This window comes from Rhodococcus sp. NPDC056743, from assembly GCF_042790355.1.
GTDB lineage: Bacteria > Actinomycetota > Actinomycetes > Mycobacteriales > Mycobacteriaceae > Rhodococcus_F.
This window is the reverse complement of sequence record NZ_JBHTZI010000013.1, coordinates 151,250-166,893: the sequence shown is the minus strand read 5'-3', so window position 1 is coordinate 166,893 and position 15,644 is coordinate 151,250. Positions and strand designations below refer to the sequence as shown.

At 62.6% G+C, this 15,644-nt stretch carries 16 protein-coding genes and 1 tRNA gene; 2 read left to right on the top strand and 15 right to left on the bottom strand.

Annotation, left to right across the window (positions count from 1 at the left end; all coding sequences use genetic code 11):
• Positions 1-203: 203 nt before the first annotated feature.
• From ACFRFQ_RS27840 to ACFRFQ_RS27805, 8 genes are all read right to left on the bottom strand, one after another.
• Positions 204-401 carry a hypothetical protein gene (locus tag ACFRFQ_RS27840; protein WP_138871613.1) on the bottom strand — a complete coding sequence of 66 codons (198 nt, stop codon included), beginning with the start codon at positions 399-401 and terminating at the stop codon, positions 204-206.
• Between the two features lie 155 nt (positions 402-556).
• Positions 557-982: a DUF2752 domain-containing protein gene (locus tag ACFRFQ_RS27835; RefSeq protein ID WP_378664843.1), complete on the bottom strand. Its 426-nt coding sequence runs from the start codon at positions 980-982 to the stop codon at positions 557-559.
• A 55-nt stretch (positions 983-1,037) separates the two neighbouring features.
• On the bottom strand, positions 1,038-1,655 hold the full coding sequence (locus tag ACFRFQ_RS27830) for an RDD family protein (protein ID WP_378664842.1): 618 nt from the start codon (positions 1,653-1,655) through the stop codon (positions 1,038-1,040).
• A gap of 120 nt (positions 1,656-1,775) precedes the next feature.
• Positions 1,776-1,848 (bottom strand) — tRNA-Thr (locus ACFRFQ_RS27825).
• Between the two features lie 30 nt (positions 1,849-1,878).
• Entirely contained in the window at positions 1,879-3,108 is a 1,230-nt protein-coding gene (locus ACFRFQ_RS27820) for a DNA polymerase III subunit delta' (RefSeq protein WP_378664841.1), read from the bottom strand.
• Positions 3,109-3,144: 36 nt separating this feature from the next.
• Positions 3,145-6,072: a type I DNA topoisomerase gene (gene topA / locus ACFRFQ_RS27815; RefSeq protein ID WP_378664840.1), complete on the bottom strand. Its 2,928-nt coding sequence runs from the start codon at positions 6,070-6,072 to the stop codon at positions 3,145-3,147.
• 146 nt (positions 6,073-6,218) lie between these two features.
• Positions 6,219-6,803 carry a hypothetical protein gene (locus ACFRFQ_RS27810; RefSeq protein WP_378664839.1) on the bottom strand — a complete coding sequence of 195 codons (585 nt, stop codon included), beginning with the start codon at positions 6,801-6,803 and terminating at the stop codon, positions 6,219-6,221.
• 116 nt (positions 6,804-6,919) lie between these two features.
• A complete protein-coding gene (locus tag ACFRFQ_RS27805; protein WP_033235953.1) occupies positions 6,920-7,123 on the bottom strand; it encodes a cold-shock protein in 204 nt (67 codons plus the stop codon).
• 459 nt (positions 7,124-7,582) lie between these two features.
• Here ACFRFQ_RS27805 and ACFRFQ_RS27800 point away from each other — a divergent pair, with 459 nt between their 5' ends.
• Positions 7,583-9,871, top strand: coding sequence for a DEAD/DEAH box helicase (locus ACFRFQ_RS27800; RefSeq protein ID WP_378664851.1), 2,289 nt, complete (start codon positions 7,583-7,585; stop codon positions 9,869-9,871).
• On the opposite strand, the gene ACFRFQ_RS27795 is transcribed toward ACFRFQ_RS27800, so the two are convergent.
• The 7 genes from ACFRFQ_RS27795 to ssd all read right to left on the bottom strand — a co-directional run bounded on the left by ACFRFQ_RS27795 (position 9,872) and on the right by ssd (position 14,481).
• The gene (locus tag ACFRFQ_RS27795) at positions 9,872-10,222 is read right to left on the bottom strand and encodes an Rv3654c family TadE-like protein (protein ID WP_378664838.1); all 351 of its coding nucleotides are present in this window, start codon (positions 10,220-10,222) and stop codon (positions 9,872-9,874) included. It abuts the gene before it with no gap.
• Positions 10,222-10,572, bottom strand: coding sequence for a TadE family type IV pilus minor pilin (locus ACFRFQ_RS27790; protein WP_378664837.1), 351 nt, complete (start codon positions 10,570-10,572; stop codon positions 10,222-10,224). Before ACFRFQ_RS27790 ends, ACFRFQ_RS27795 begins: the two co-directional genes overlap by 1 nt.
• Positions 10,572-10,772, bottom strand: a complete 201-nt coding sequence (locus ACFRFQ_RS27785; protein WP_138871605.1) for a DUF4244 domain-containing protein — start codon at positions 10,770-10,772, stop codon at positions 10,572-10,574. The genes ACFRFQ_RS27790 and ACFRFQ_RS27785 overlap by 1 nt, the downstream gene beginning before the upstream one ends.
• 61 nt (positions 10,773-10,833) lie before the next feature.
• Positions 10,834-11,343: a type II secretion system F family protein gene (locus tag ACFRFQ_RS27780; RefSeq protein ID WP_378664850.1), complete on the bottom strand. Its 510-nt coding sequence runs from the start codon at positions 11,341-11,343 to the stop codon at positions 10,834-10,836.
• A 71-nt stretch (positions 11,344-11,414) separates the two neighbouring features.
• A complete protein-coding gene (locus ACFRFQ_RS27775; RefSeq protein ID WP_378664836.1) occupies positions 11,415-12,203 on the bottom strand; it encodes a type II secretion system F family protein in 789 nt (262 codons plus the stop codon).
• The gene (locus ACFRFQ_RS27770) at positions 12,200-13,384 is read right to left on the bottom strand and encodes a TadA family conjugal transfer-associated ATPase (protein ID WP_378664835.1); all 1,185 of its coding nucleotides are present in this window, start codon (positions 13,382-13,384) and stop codon (positions 12,200-12,202) included. Before ACFRFQ_RS27770 ends, ACFRFQ_RS27775 begins: the two co-directional genes overlap by 4 nt.
• Complete coding sequence (gene ssd / locus ACFRFQ_RS27765) at positions 13,381-14,481, bottom strand: septum site-determining protein Ssd (RefSeq protein ID WP_378664834.1); 1,101 nt, start codon at positions 14,479-14,481, stop codon at positions 13,381-13,383. Before ssd ends, ACFRFQ_RS27770 begins: the two co-directional genes overlap by 4 nt.
• 334 nt (positions 14,482-14,815) lie before the next feature.
• Between ssd and ACFRFQ_RS27760 the strand changes: the two genes are divergently transcribed.
• Entirely contained in the window at positions 14,816-15,634 is an 819-nt protein-coding gene (locus ACFRFQ_RS27760) for an HAD-IB family hydrolase (protein WP_378664833.1), read from the top strand.
• The last annotated feature ends 10 nt before the right edge of the window (positions 15,635-15,644 follow it).

The window sequence follows — 15,644 nt, the reverse complement described above, 5'->3', positions numbered from 1 at the left end:
ACATCTTGAAGAAGAACTGGAGGTGAAGCACAACCATACATGATGGAAACTACTTCGAAATTTGGCCAGGCACTTCGTACAACCTCGTGTCACTCACCCTCGCAGGTGGGAGTCGGTGTCCGTGTCGCTCTGACTTGGAATAAGTTACGCGAAGATCAACACAACACCAAATCGCCTGGTCACAGCGCTGCGCTTTGTAAACTTCAGGGAACCCAGTACCTCTCCGCCAGTTCTTCGATGATCGGGTCTCCCTCCTCTGCCAGTTCGAGGGCCTCGAGATCGTCCGTCACCGACAACAATCGGGGATCGTCGCCTTCCGCGTCGTGAATCGGGCGTCGGCCATCCTCGGCAAGCTGGCGTAACAACTTCTCGCGGACTCGAGCCTTCAACGAATCAGCCATACCGTCAGCATGTGCCTCAGACCAGACGATGTCGAGTACTTACTCGTCGTCTTTCTTACCGAAGACCCGCCTGGCCGTCGGGATCAAGACGATCAGTGCACCGAGAAGCACGATCAGTGAGAAAACCTGCATTGCCATTTCGACCTCACTTACATTCAGGCCGGCGCGAGCCAGCTACCCCAAGAGGTGTTTCGCACAACCGTAAAGGCAACAAGGGTTACGAGCACCATGACTGTCATAGCCGGCCGAAGCACGATCATCCGATCCGTCGACCCGTTCCATCTGCGGACAATCCACCGGACCCAGGCGACAACAAGTACCGCAATGAACGGAACAATCAGTACATTGCTCGACAGCGCCGCACCGATATCAAGGTTCGTCAGATCGTTGACTGCTCGAAGGCCACCGCACGCGGGGCACCACAGACCTGTCAACGCGTACATCGGGCAGATCCCGTAGCTTCCCGAATTGTGGGGATCTCGGAGGTGCAAAAGCGTGAAGGCCGAAACCCCCGCTGCGGCGACGCCGGCCGGAGCGCTCAGCGCCCGCCAGCCCCGCACCACGGAGGTCTCGGTATTCATACGATCCACTGTAGAAGCTGGCGACCACTAACAGCCGTGGCCACGCGAACCCGATCTATCTCGCTCGAATAACAACAGACCGAACGATCATGTCGTGCCAGCACTGGCTCTTGGAATCCCAGAGTGGCCACAGGTAGTTGAGGAAGCACGCCCCGCCGAGGATCGCTTCCAATATCCATCGCAGAAGAGCCATGGGCGGCCCCAGCGGAACTCCGTCGGATTCGCGGACCACTGAGATACCCAGCCACTTCTTACCCAAGGACTGGCCGGTGTTGCCCTGACGGAAGACGTAGTTCCAGACCTCGATCAGCAAGATCAGAACAATGCCGACGCCCATGACCAAGAGTCCACCTCCATTGGCACCCTCCGTAGTCACGGTCCCGTCGTCGTACGTGGTGACCTCCGCTCCGGCGAACGCGATCACTGCGCCAACGATCGCGAGGATCACGCCAGGTAGCGGCACGATGAAGTAATCGAGCAAGTACGCCCCGACACGCGACAGCCATGATGCGTACGGATAGGCCGGTTGCGGTGGCCCGTATCCCTGGGGCGACACGGGAGGCATCTGCCCGTACGGCTGTCCGTACTGCGGCGGCTGTCCGTACTGCGGTGGCTGGTTCGGCTGCGGTGACTGGTTCGGTTGCTCGCCAGATCCCCAGTTCTGCTCCGACATGGCGATACTCCCCTGCTCAGGCGCGTGTATGCAGAAACAGGATAAACCGACCAGCAAGCATTTATCGGATAAACGACAAGAGCCCCGCACCAGAAGATTCTGGTGCGGGGCTCTTGGCCGAGCTGCCTGAGAGAATCGAACTCTCGACCTTTTCATTACGAGTGAAATGCTCTACCGACTGAGCTAAGGCAGCGTGCCTTTCGGCGATGGCGAGTCTAACTGGTCAACCCCCGGAACGCGAAAACGGGGGTCGGAAGGCTTCGCCGATACTCGCAACCATCGCATCCAGAGCCCACTGCAACTTGACGTTGAAATCGACAGCTTCACGGCAGGCAAGCACGGCTTCGATGCACTTCAACAGACCTTCCGGGGACGTTCGAGATGCCAGATCGGAAGCCCTCTCGGCCATATCGGGATGCGTGGACGTGGACGACGATCCGAGCGAGTAGGACAAGGCGTCCCGGTACATACCGGCAAGATCGATCAGCGTCCGGTCGAGAAGATCACGCTTGGCGCGCGTATCCCTCGATTTCTGCCGCGCTTCGAGTTCCTTGATCAGTCCGGCAGACCCTCGGAGCGTGCCGGCTGTGCCCTTCCCCGTTCCGCCACCACCGAGCGAGACCTTGAGTTCTTCGAGTTCACGTTCCTTGACGTCGGTGAACAGTGTCTTGGTTTCGGACTCGATCGACTTCACCAAATTTTCGGCTGCTTTGTACGCCGTCGATGCGGACGCGGCATCAAAGGCCAGCCGGAGCGAACGCGCACGTTCGTCTCGCGCGACATCGTCGGTGGCCAAACGCCGAGCCCGGCCGACATGACCACCGCTTATCGACGCGGCAAATCTCGCCTGGTCGGGAGCTAAACCGTCGCGCTTGATCAACACCTGGGCGATCGATTCGACAGACGGCGTCACGAGAGCCAAATGGCGACAGCGCGAACGCAGCGTGACCGACATGTCCTCGGGGTCCGTGGTGGGAGCACAGAGCAGGATCACCGTACGGTCCGGCGGCTCCTCGACAACCTTCAAGAGCGCATTGGCTGCACCCTCGGTCAATCGATCTGCGTCCTCCACGACGATGACCTGCCAACGACCAGTCGTGGGCCGACGCGACGCGATGTTGACGATCTCGCGCATGCCTTTGACGCTGATGCTCAATCCGTCGGGGATGATCCGTCGTACGTCACCGTGAGTTCCGGCCATCGTAGTTGTGCACGCGTGGCACTGACCGCATCCCGGTTCGCCGTCCGACGTGCACTGTAGGGCAGCGGCAAAACACAGCGCCGCCACGGACCGACCGGATCCAGGAGGCCCGGTGAAGAGCCACGCATGGGTCATATCGGATCCGCTGGAGTCGCCCCGGGCGGACAGCGCGGCGGCTCGCAAACTCTGCTCGACGTCGTGCTGACCTACCAGCCGACCGAACACACCACGTTCGGCCACATCAGTACTCATGCAAAAACCTTAACCGTCGGCACCGACGAGTCCGGCTCAGTCCTTCTTCGCCGGAGCCTTCTTGGCAGCCGCTTTCTTGGCCGGGGCCTTCTTGGCGGCAGTCTTCTTCGCAGCGGCCTTCTTGGCCGGGGCCTTCTTGGCAGCAGCCTTCTTCTTCACCGGTCCGCGCGCACGACGGTCAGCGAGCAACTCCGACGCACGAGCATCCGAGATGGATTCGACGGCGTCGTCCTTACGCAGGCTGGCGTTGGTCTCACCGTCGGTGACGTACGGACCGAAACGACCGTCCTTGATCACCATCGGCTTCTCGCTGACCGGGTCGACACCCAGCTCACGCAGCGGCGGAGTAGCCGACGCCTGACGTCCACGACGCTTGGGCTCGGCATAGATCTTGAGCGCGTCATCGAGGGTGACCGTGAACATCTGCTCTTCGTCGGCCAGCGAACGCGAATCGGTGCCCTTCTTCAGATACGGACCGTAACGGCCGTTCTGAGCGGTGATCTCTTCCTTGCTCTCGGGATCGACACCTACAACACGGGGAAGGGACAGCAACCGAAGTGCGTCCTCCAACGTGACCGTCGCCAAGTCCATCGACTTGAGCAGCGATCCGGTTCGTGGCTTGGGGCCCGCGACCTTCTTGGCGGCCTTCTTCGCGGGAGCCTTCTTGGCTGCGGCCTTCTTCACCGCGGTCTTCGTGGTGCCCGCGCTGATCTCTTCCGGTTCCGGCACCGGCACGATGTCCGGCTCCGGCTCGGCCGGCGGTTCGGGCAGAATCTCCGTCACGTAAGGACCGAAGCGGCCCTCCTTCGCGACGATTTCGTTTCCGGTCAGAGGATCGACGCCCAGCTTGCGACCCTCTTGAGGTGTCGCGAACAGCTTCTCGGCGTACTCGGGGGTGAGCTCGTCCGGCGGCAGGTCATCGGGGAGATTGGCCCGCTGCGAGATCAGATCGCCTTCGGGATCGTCCGGATTCTGAACCATGCGCTCGAGGTACGGACCGAATCGGCCGACACGCACGTGAACCTCACGGCCCTCGGCGTCGTCGAACAAACGGATGGAGTTGACCTCGCGGGCGTCGATCTCCTCGAGATTGACGCCGACCATCTTCTTGAGGCCGCCTTCGCGGGCGACCGAACCTTCGGCACCGGTCTCGCCGCCGAAGTAGAAGCTGCTCAGCCAGTTACCGCGCTGCTCACGTCCGCCGGCAATAGCGTCGAGGTCGTCTTCCATGCCTGCGGTGAAGTCGAAGTCGACCAACCGGCCGAAGTGCGCCTCGAGTAGACCGACTACGGCGAAGGCAACCCACGCCGGAACCAATGCGCTGCCCCGCTTGTAGACGTACCCACGGTCGAGGATGGTCTTGATGATCGACGAATACGTCGACGGTCGGCCGATACCGAGCTCTTCCAGGGTCTTGATCAGGCTGGCTTCGGTGTATCGCGCCGGCGGGTTGGTGCTGTGACCGTCGGGATCGAGCTTGGTTGCCGTTACTTCCTGGCCCTTGACCAGCACCGGAAGCCTGGATTCGGCGTCGTCGGACTGACCGCCTGCCTCTTCGTCGACGCTCTCGACGTAAGCCTTGAGGAAGCCCGCAAACACGATGGTGCGGCCCGAAGCGGAGAACGTGCAGTCCTCGCCGGTCCCGGCAGTGCCGGAAATGCGGAGCGTCAGCGTGGTGCCACGAGCGTCGGCCATCTGCGAAGCGACGGTGCGCTGCCAGATGAGTTCGTACAACTTGAACTCGTCGGCGTCGAGCTTGGAGTGCAACTGCCCCGGCGTCTGGAAGACATCGCCGGCGGGACGGATTGCCTCGTGCGCTTCCTGCGCGTTCTTGACCTTGCGGGTGTACTGACGCGGCGTCGGGTGGACGTACTCCGGGCCGTACAACTCGGTGGCCTGCGCACGAGCAGCAGCGATCGCCGACTCCGACAGCGTCGTCGAGTCGGTACGCATGTAGGTGATGTAGCCGTTTTCGTACAGACGCTGCGCGATCCGCATGGCTCGCTCGGACGTGAAGCGAAGCTTGCGACCAGCTTCCTGCTGCAGCGTCGACGTCATGAACGGCGGGTACGGCTTGCGGGTGTACGGCTTGTCCTCGGCCGACGAAACCGTAAGGTCGACGCCGTGCAAGGCCTCGGCCAGTCGACGCGCGTACGCCTCGTCCAGCACGGTGACGGCACTGCCTTTGAGCTTTCCGTCCGGTCCGAAATCGCGACCGGAAGCAACGCGGGAGCCGTCGACCGAGACAAGACGCGCGCCGAAACTGCGTGGGCTGGCGTCGGCGCCGGCATCAAGCGTGGCGGAGATGTCCCAGTACGAAGCCGACTTGAACGCCATGCGCTCACGCTCACGCTGAACGATGACACGCGTGGCAACCGACTGGACGCGTCCCGCCGAGAGCCTCGGCATGACCTTCTTCCAGAGCACCGGGCTGACCTCGTAACCGTAAAGACGGTCGAGGATGCGGCGGGTTTCCTGAGCGTCGACGAGGTCGATGTCGAGCTCGCGGGTGTCTTCGGCAGCGGCGCGAATTGCCGGTTCGGTGATCTCGTGGAAGACCATTCGACGAACCGGAATTTTGGGCTTCAGGGTCTCGAGGAGATGCCACGCAATGGCCTCACCCTCGCGGTCGGGGTCAGTTGCGAGGAAGAGTTCGTCGGCGTCCTTCAAGAGTGACTTGAGTTCGGCGACCTTCCCCTTCTTCTCCGGGCTGACGACATAGAGCGGCTCGAAGTCGTGATCGACATTGACGCCGAGACGGGCCCATGGCTCGCCCTTGTACTTGGCCGGAACATCCGCCGCGCCGCGCGGCAGGTCGCGAATGTGACCGACCGATGCCTCGACGACGTAGTCCTTACCGAGGTAGGGAGCGATTTTGCGCGCCTTGGTCGGTGACTCGACGATCACGAGGCGACGAGGGTTACCGGACGCTCCCTGACCGCTGCCGTTGTCCGCTTTAGCCACCTGCTGCCCGAACCTTCCTTTGGACGATCACTGCCATCGGCAGTTCTTCAGAACTAGACGTGTGGAGCAAGTTATACCCCGTGTCTCTCTTTACAGAGTGACATACCCGCAAGACATTCGTGCAGATCAGTACAGTATGGGCACCGTCAGACATGCGGCCAGGCGGCCTCGACGTCCACGTGACGGGGCGCCTCGCCCAGATATTCGACGAGCTTGGTCAGCCGCTTCTTCCCCGCTATCCGAAGCCCAGGACCGGGCGTCCGGTTACCTAACTGAGTAGGTGCGATACCCACGCGCATCAAGGCTTGTGCCAACGGTGCGTGAGTCTGAGTCGCATGCGGATCGAGGCCGAAAACGAAGCGTTCGCCGTCCTCTTCCATCCTGCCGGACGAAACTGCCCAGACCCGGAGCTGGCGGGGATTCGGAACCCATCCCGAAGGCACCGACTTCACGGCGCCTCTGGTCCACTGCACGGACAGGGGCAGCAGCGCCGGCGTCGCCTGAGTTCGCACGAGCGGACTTCCCTCATCACTGCGCGTCACTTCCGCTCCGAGTCCGCATTGCGCGATCAACTCGGCGATGGCCTGCGCCCGCCAGTCTCGATCTACGACGATCGAGATCCGCGCACGATCTTCGTTTGTCACCACCTGACCGTGTCCGGCCAGCATGCCGGCCAGGTCTGTCACGGCAGGGGGAATCGACTCGGCGGAGAAAAAGGACAGTTGGCTCACAGAATGCAACGTAGGGCACGTCGACCGTCGCGGCATAAATTAAGGGGATTACTACGAAAGGTCTGTCCCCAATGCGACGGTGCAATGGGGACAGACCTTAGTCTTGCTCGTAAGAATCAGACTGCGCGAACGCCTGTCGCCTGGGGCCCCTTGTTGCCCTGCCCTACCTCGAACTCCACACGCTGGTTCTCCTCGAGGGTACGGAAACCGTTGCCCTGGATCTCGGAGTAATGAACGAAGACGTCTGCGGAACCGTCTTCGGGAGCGATGAAGCCGAAGCCCTTTTCAGCGTTGAACCACTTCACAGTGCCCTGTGCCATGCTTTTCCTTCTCTTTCTAACACCGGATTCGGTGAACTGCGCTTATTTCAATCCACCGGGCCCGTTCCGGCCGCAGTACCAGCTGATTTCCCCCCAGGGCTTGCATCCTCGCAGGAAAGGGCAAGAGCACCACGTCCGCAACAAAAGATCCTGCGAGCGTGCACTTTCTCAAGCCTACGAACACAGAAGCTGCGACCGGTTGTCAGTCAACCATGTTCTGCGCGTGCACAACAGTCGAAATACGTTAAGAATTTGCTACCGAAATCACCTGTTTCCGCCCTCCTCAGTCCGCTGCCACCCCGTGCCGCCACATCTATCGGCCGATGCGTATCATCAAAACTGCAGGTAACGGCAGTTCTGCACTGTCGGGACACCCGAACGCCGATCCCGGAGAATCACGTGAACGCAGCCTCCAGCCTTCCTGATCCCGACGCGGCGCCCAGCGAAACCTACGGGCAGATGCTCCTCGGTCGCGTCGTAGCCGGCGTGAGCGGAAACGAAGATCCGCTGACCTTCACCGCTCAACTACCGGCTCGCAAGGCCCGGTTCGCCGAATGGCCGGAGTGGTTGCACCCCAGTGTGGTCCGTTCCCTTCGCGAGCACAGTGTGACCGCTCCGTGGATCCACCAGCGCGCTGCCGCAGACCTTGCACACAGCGGAAACCATGTTGTGGTCGCCACCGGCACAGCCTCGGGAAAGTCATTGGCCTACCAACTCCCCGTCTTGACGGCGATGGCGTCGGATCCTCTTGCCACCGCTCTCTACCTCTCCCCCACCAAAGCACTGGGCAGCGACCAACTACGGGCAGTGCTGTCCCTCACCGACTTCGACGCCGAACTACGGGGAACCAATCCGAGCGCGTACGACGGCGACACGTCACAGGAACTGCGCACGTGGGCGCGCGAAAACTCCCGTTGGTTGTTCACAAACCCTGACATGCTGCACATCTCATTGCTCCGCACCCATCAACGCTGGGCGCACTTCTTCCGCAATCTGAAATACGTGATCGTGGACGAATGCCACTCATACCGCGGTGTCTTCGGATCGAATGTCGCCCTCATCGTTCGCCGACTGCGACGCATCGCGGCCCGATACGGCGCCGAGCCCACGTTCATCCTGGCCAGCGCCACCACCGCGGACCCCGGAATAGCGGCTTCCCGGTTGATCGGTGCGCACTGCACCGAGATCACCGACGACGGGTCACCCCACGGACCACGAACCGTCGCACTCTGGGAGCCTCCGCTCGTGCCGGCGCTCACCGGCGAGAACGGCAGTCCAGTCCGTCGCCCCGCCGGCGCCGAGGCCGCCCGGATCATGGCGGATCTGATGATCGAAGGCGCACGCACACTCACCTTCGTACGCTCACGCCGCGGCGCGGAACTGACCGCCATGACCACCAAACGACTACTCGCAGAAGCAGACACCGATCTAGCCGAACGAGTCGCCTCGTACCGGGCTGGATACCTCGCCGAAGACCGCCGCGAACTGGAAGCAGCACTTGCGGACGGCACGCTACTGGGCGCGGCAACAACCAACGCCCTCGAACTGGGCGTGGATATCGCCGGGCTCGATGCCGTTGTCGTAGCAGGCTTCCCGGGCACGGTTGCCTCGTTCTGGCAACAGGCCGGGCGCTCCGGACGACGAGGTGAAGGCTCGCTGGTGGTCCTGATCGCTCGAGACGATCCCCTCGACACCTACCTTGTCCACCATCCGTCGGCCATCCTCGAGAAACCCGTCGAGGCTACCGTGACGGACCCCGGAAATCCTTATATCCTGGGGCCGCAATTACTTTGCGCAGCAATGGAACTCCCACTCTCCGACGCCGAGGTCAGCTCGTTCGGGGCAATCGACGTCCTCACCAAACTCGCCGAAGAGGGCAAGATTCGGCGACGTACCCACGGTTGGTTCATCACCGCAGACGCCAACCCGCACGGTTCGCTGGACATCCGCGGCGGCATCGGCACCCAAGTAGCAATAGTCGACGGCGAATCCGGGCGGATGCTGGGAACCGTCGACACCGGGCGTGCGCCCGCCACCGTCCACCCCGGCGCGGTCCATATTCACCAGGGTGACGCATATGTGGTGGACGAACTCGACCTCGAAGTCGGTCTGGCATTGGTCCATACGGAAAATCCGGATTGGACCACCTCGGCGCGCGAGACAACCGAAATCATCATCACCGAACAACTCGAACACAAGAATTACGGCGACATCACCGTGGCACTCGTGCGCGTCGAAGTGACCCATCAGGTTGTCGGATACCTACGACGCCTCAATTCCGGTGAAGTCCTCGATTCCATCGAATTGGATATGCCGGCCCATACGCTGGAGACCCGAGCCGTGATGTACACGATCACGCCGGAACTACTCGAATCCGTCGGCATCTCGCCGGAGCGGTTCCCCGGGTCGCTGCACGCGGCGGAGCATGCGGCGATCGGACTCCTCCCACTGGTCGCCATCTGCGACCGCGGCGACATCGGTGGCGTATCAACGGCAATCCACGCCGACACCGGCCTGCCCACGGTATTCGTCTACGACGGACACGCCGGTGGCGCAGGATTTGCCGACCGCGGCCACAGTGAACTCTCACGCTGGCTCACCGCAACCCGCGACGCGATCACCTCGTGCGAGTGCGCGCACGGTTGCCCGTCGTGCGTCTACTCCCCCAAGTGCGGCAACGGAAACGATCCGCTCGACAAGGACGGCGCCGTGAAGATTCTGACGGCAATCATCGACACGATCAGCTGACTAGTCGACCGGACCGGCACGCGCCGACACCTCCGCATCACCGATACCGAAGCGGGACAACAATACCGGCGCCCGCACCCGGGCAATGACATCCCAGTCCTCGACAATGCACTCCGCGAGCACTGTGTGCATCCGCGCCGCAACGTCGGTTGCCGCGGCGCAGGCGGCCTCCGCACCGCGCTCGAGCGCGCCGGCCCCCGCCAATGCCGAAAGATCCGCAGCCGACTGGGCGGTGTGACGAGCGGTGACCGCCGAACCGACGTGCAGAAGCCCACCGGTCACAGCAACAATCCCGGCAAGCGCAATGCACGAAAACACTGTTGCGATACCGTCGTCTGCCCGCAGAGTCATCAGTCCACTCCTGGTTCCACGGCTGCGACTGCTTCTGCGGTGATGTCCAACAGTGGCAGCAAAATACTGTCGGCGCTCACCACTGCCACGGCAAATCCGTCCACGATCTGCACGGAAATCCGGGCGTCGGTGGGCGCGATTCGACGCGACGTGGTGATCGCGTTGTCCCGATCACCACGGGCCGTCAATCTCGCCGCCTCACGAGCAGCATCCACGCACCGAATCTGCATGGTTACCGCCAGAACCGCGCCGACGCACAGCACCACTGCGGTGATCATCGAGGCGAGCGCAATTGCCGCTTCGACCGTGACCGCACCGTCATCGGATCGGATGCTCCTCGTGGACACCATCACACGGCTGTCTTGAGTGCTTTGTCGATGATCCCGGTAAGTGCCGACACTATGGAATCGCCGGTGACCACCGAATAGAGAACCGCTCCGAACGCCGCAGCCGCAATGGTCCCGATTGCATATTCTGCGGTGGACATTCCGTCGTCCTCGGCGACGAGCAACGTCAACCTCGCCGACAACTTTCCCATCAATTCGAACATCGTTTTCCCCTCCTGTAAGACCACGACAGTTGTTCTGCCGCGGAAGAATCGCGGGTTCTTCTCAGATAAGCCCGTCACCGAGTACCGACGACGCCAATCCGATCACCACGGGCACTATCCCCAGCGCGAGAAACGCAGGCAGGAAACAGAGTCCGAGTGGACCACTGATCAACACGCCCGCGCGTTCGGCTGACGCGGCAGCAGCGTCCTCCGCGCCATCACGACAACGTTCGGCAAGTTCCGCCATCGAGACGGACAGCGAAGTTCCCGACCGTGACGACCGGCGGGCCAGCCGGGCAAGCGATTCGGTGTCAGGGTCCAGCGCAGCTTCACTCCACGCCACGTCCGGATCGGCGCCCAGGGTGAGCAGATCCGATACCCGCCGCAGAGTGTGATCCATCGGTGTCGGCGCTGTGTCGGCAACAGCCCCCACCGCTTCCGCAACCGGTAAACCGCCACGAAGGCACGCGGCCAGCAGGTCGAAACTTGCTGCCACTGCAAGAGGGTCGCGAGCCGATGGCTCATCCTGCAGAACTGTATCTCCGGCCGCCCGGTCGAGCATTGTTTCCATGCGTGGCAGTGACATGCGCGTATCCGGAACTATCCACAACGCCAACGCGATCGCCGTTACTCCCAGCCAGATCACGATGTCACCTTCGACGTGATCTTGTCGGTCCACAGCAGGCCAAGAGCTACCAATCCCGTTCCGGCTACCAGCATCAGTCCGCCGATCCCACCCCCGAACAGCACCTGCAACGGAGCCGCCCCCATCAGCTCACCTAACCCGATGCCGAGGACCGGTAACCCTGCCAGCACCGTCGCGGTAGCCCGGGCGCCTGCAAGTCCAGCTTCGGTACGCTGACGGAAACGGTTGCGACCCAACATATCTGTCCGTACTGCTCCCAGAAGCTCGGCAAGCGCCAGACCGTATCGTTCAGCGACAGACCACGCTGATGCGACACGGCTCAACTCCTGGTCGACGAGCGAACCGTCGGATCGAAATGCGTCGGCTGCACTGCCGCCCAACCGAGCTCGCGCCGAACCTCGACGAAATACTTCTCCGACTGCCCCCGAGCACTCCTCTCCGGCAACGGAACACGCGGACGCCGGATGCGCACCGATCCGCAACTCTGCAATCAGGATCTCCAAGCCGGCAAGCAGCAGCGTCAGCTCCGAGTCTCGTGCCAACGCTGTTTTCTTCCGCCGAGCACGAAAGAGCGCAGTTCCCACTGCAATCGCGGCGGCGATCAATGCAGAGACCCCTCCGAACAACGCGCCCAGGCCTAGTGGCAGTGCAGCGACAATCAGTGTCCACGGCACAGTGACCGATGCCGCCACCCGCGAATCTGTGAATTCAGCGAGCCTGGAACGCGAATCCACCGTCGGCGCAACCATGACCGACAGAGCACACAGCAGCAGTGCGGCGCTCATGCCGACAGCCCGTCCCGATCACGCAGTCGCAGCAGTCGCTCGAGTTGATCGCGGCCCGGACCCGCAACCGGCCAGGCCTGGCTGATCTGCACGTATCCGTCGGCGCTGCGGTTGACGACCCCGATCTGCTCGAGTCGCCGGGAACCGTCGGCGGAGCGGTGCACGTGCAGAACCACCTGGACGGCGGCCGCGAGTTGACTGTGCAATGCATTTCGATTCATCCCTCCCAACGCGGCCAACGCCTCCAACCGCGCCGGCACTTCCTCCGGCGAATTCGCGTGGATGGTGCCTGCCCCACCGTCATGACCCGTGTTGAGGGCAGTCAGAAGGTCGATGACCTCGGCTCCGCGCACTTCCCCGACGACAATGCGGTCGGGTCGCATCCGCAACGCCTGTCGCACGAGATCGCGTACCGTCACCTCGCCGACGCCCTCCACGTTCGGGGCCCGTGCGACGAGGCGAACCACATGCGGATGGGGCGGAGCCAATTCGGCCGCATCCTCGACACAGATGATCCGTTCCCGGGGATCAACCGCCCCGAGCACAGCCGCCAGCAAGGTCGTTTTGCCCGCGCCGGTTCCGCCGATCACAAGAAAGGCCAAACGGCACATGATGATTCGATCGAGCAGCGAGCGGGCTTCCGGTTCGATCGCACCCCGAGCGCACAATGCGTCAAGACCTTGCGTCGCCGGTCTGAGCACCCGCAGAGACAAGCACGTTCCCCCCTGAGCGACCGGCGCGAGAACAGCGTGCAATCGGACGCCGAAATGCCCGTCGCCGACTCCGCGCAACCGGCCGTCGACCCACGGTTGCGCGTCGTCGAGTCGCCTTCCGGCCGACAGGGCAAGCCGTGCCGCGAGGCGTCGCACCGCTGCCTCGTCGGCAAATTTCACACCTGTTCGTTCCAGCCCGACCCCGCGATCGACCCACACCTGGTCCGGAGCAGTCACCAGGACGTCCGCGACTCCTGGTTCATGCAGCAGAGACTCGAGCGGCCCGGCTCCGGTCAGCTCGGTCTGGAGAATTCGCACAACTTCGAGCAGATCGGTATCACCGAGCACTCCGGCGGACTCCGCTCTGACGGCGTCTGCGACCGTCGCCGCGGTCGGCTCCGCGGCTGTCGACATCGTCAACCGATCGCGGACCCGATCGAGCAGTTCAGCCGTGACCAGACCTCTCATGCTGCAGAACTCCAGGAACGTGGACCAGCCGCGAGTCTGTCCAGAATCGCGTCAGCTCCGAGAGTCAGGGCGCAGTTGCGTCGTAGTTCCAGTCCACCGCGTTCGAGCATCGACGCGAGCGAGCGGTGTCCCCGGACAACTGCGATCAACGGCAACCCGAGCAGGTTCGCGACGTCGGCCCCGCGCAGGCCACCCGGAGCGGGCCCTCGTACTACCACTCCTACATTCGAATTATGTTGCGCCGCCCATATTCCCACCTTTTCTGCAGCGACACACGCGGCCACCGTTGCGGGAACAATCATGACAACGGCATCCGACGCCTCCAATACGACCTCACCCGGGGCGCCGCGACAACCGGAAACATCGCACACGACAAGACCACCGGCTCGTCGGCCGGCGTCGAGCACCGCCCCGAGCGCAGTCACCGAAGGACCACCGATCTCCCCTCGACTACTCGAGAGCACCCGCAGATACTGCCCGCGCGCGGGCAGAGCATCACGAAGCGCTTCCGCCGACAATCGCCCACCCTCGACTGTCAACGCTGCCCAACGCACCCCCGGAACATTCTCGACACCGAGCACGACGTCGGCGCCGCAACCGAGTGCGTCGACGTCGACGAGCATCGTCGGGATACGACGAGCAGCCGACGCCAGGGCGATCGCAGCGGCGCTGACCGAGGCACCGGCTCCACCGCACGCGCCGACAACAGCCACAACGGTGGCCTCGCCCCGGCTCACCGAATGCTCGGCCAGCACCGCAACCAACGCATTCTCGTCCGCCGGCAGGGTGAACACCGCCTGGGCGCCGATCGAGGTGGCGTATTTCCACTCGTCGAGCGTCGGCTCGGACTCACTGACGAGGAAGACGCGTGAACGCCTCGGGTTGCGGCTAGAGCACGCCTTGGCGTGTGCAATGTCGAGCACCACCGCGGACGCTCTGTTCCACTGTTGCCGCGACACCGGTTGCGGCCCCTCGTCCACCGATTGATCAACGGCAGCAACGACGCGTCGTACGCTGGCAAGAATCAGCGGATCTTCGACCAACACAAGGACATTCGCGTCGACGTGCCCTGATTCCCCTGAAGTAGTCAAGTTCATGGGCACGAGCCTGAGCGTTGCAGTCAACAAAGAACAGATACCCGAATCGAGCTGTGGACAACTCGGGTCCTGTGGATAACTCTCACACCTGAGAAAGTCGAAACACCCGAGAAAGTCGACAACCCCCGCCTGGGGGGAGGCGGGGGTTGTCTTAATCTGTTCAGCCCCGGGGGGTTGGGCTGAACAGAAGTCCGAGCTAGTCGAACTGCGGTAATCCTACACCGGGGTTGTCCGGAAAATGCAAGCCTGAACAGCGATGATCCGTAGGTGTCTCCGCTGATTTTCCGGTTGCGATGACGCAACCGAACCTATCGTCGGACTATCCTCGGTAGCTGTGACCGACAAGCTTGGGAATGGACTGTCAACCGGGCGGACTGCCGCTTTCTTCGACCTCGACAAAACCGTCATAGCCAAATCCAGCACGTTGGCTTTCAGCAGGCCGTTCTTCGCTCAGGGATTGATCAACCGGCGCTCGGTTCTCAAGAGCAGCTACGCGCAGTTCCTATTCCTCCTCTCGGGCGCCGATCACGATCAGATGGAGCGCTTGCGTGCACACATCACCGCGATGTGCGCCGGGTGGGATGTAGAACAGGTCAAGGCGATCGTCGCGGAGACTTTGCACGACATCGTCGATCCTCTCGTCTACGCCGAGGCGGCCGACCTGATCGCCGACCACAAGTTGCGCGGCCATGATGTCATCGTGGTGTCTGCGTCGGGCGAGGAAATCGTCGCTCCGATCGCCCGCGCGCTGGGAGCAACACACTCGGTCGCGACGTCGATGAAGGAAGAGGACGGTCACTACACGGGCGAGGTCGATTTCTACTGCTACGGCCCCGGCAAAGTGGAAGCCATGGAAAAACTTGCAGCCGAGTACGGATACGACCTCGCCGCGAGCTACGCCTACTCCGACTCGATCACCGATTTGCCGATGCTCGAGGCCGTCGGACACCCGAGTGCCGTCAACCCGGACCGCGCGCTTCGCAAGGCAGCAGCCGGAAACGGTTGGCCCATACTGACTTTCTCGAATCCGGTCTCGCTTCGCGCTCGGCTGTCAGCGCAGTCTGGCACCGCGGTGGCAACTACTGCGGCACTCGGAATCGGAGCCGTGACAGCCGGTGTTGTGACGTTTGCACTACTTCGCCGAAAACGGTGAAACTTCAAGC